The sequence below is a fragment of the Adlercreutzia sp. DFI.6.23 genome, assembly GCF_024462535.1.
Classification (GTDB): domain Bacteria; phylum Actinomycetota; class Coriobacteriia; order Coriobacteriales; family Eggerthellaceae; genus Adlercreutzia; species Adlercreutzia rubneri.
In genome coordinates this window covers 1-329 of the sequence record NZ_JANGBP010000315.1, presented here as the reverse complement: position 1 = coordinate 329, position 329 = coordinate 1, and the positions used below count along the sequence as shown (strand labels likewise).

The window sequence follows — 329 nt, the reverse complement described above, 5'->3', positions numbered from 1 at the left end:
GCCACCGACTCGCCTACGGCTTTGAAGCCGGCGAAGTGGATAATGACGTCCACGGCGTGCATGGTGAAAATGGTCTCCAGGGCCGCGCGGTCCAGAATGTTCGCCTCGTAGAAGGGGAGAGAGGGCCCCGGCGCAACCTTGCGTACCGCAGCGCCGGCCACAGCCGCGACGGCCTCGGCCTCTTCCTCGTTGGGCAGATCGGCAAACCCGGGCGCCACGCCGGTGATTTCGCCCACGCGCCGCACGGCCTCGCGACTGGAATTGCTCAGGTCGTCCACGATGACGACCTGGTAGTTACGCTCAAGCAGTTCCACCACGGTGTGGCTACC

At 65.7% G+C, this 329-nt stretch carries 1 protein-coding gene; it reads right to left on the bottom strand.

Annotation, left to right across the window (positions count from 1 at the left end; all coding sequences use genetic code 11):
• The coding region (locus tag NE591_RS13520; RefSeq protein ID WP_256156894.1) for an NAD-dependent epimerase/dehydratase family protein at positions 1 to 329 on the bottom strand (329 nt) is incomplete at both ends.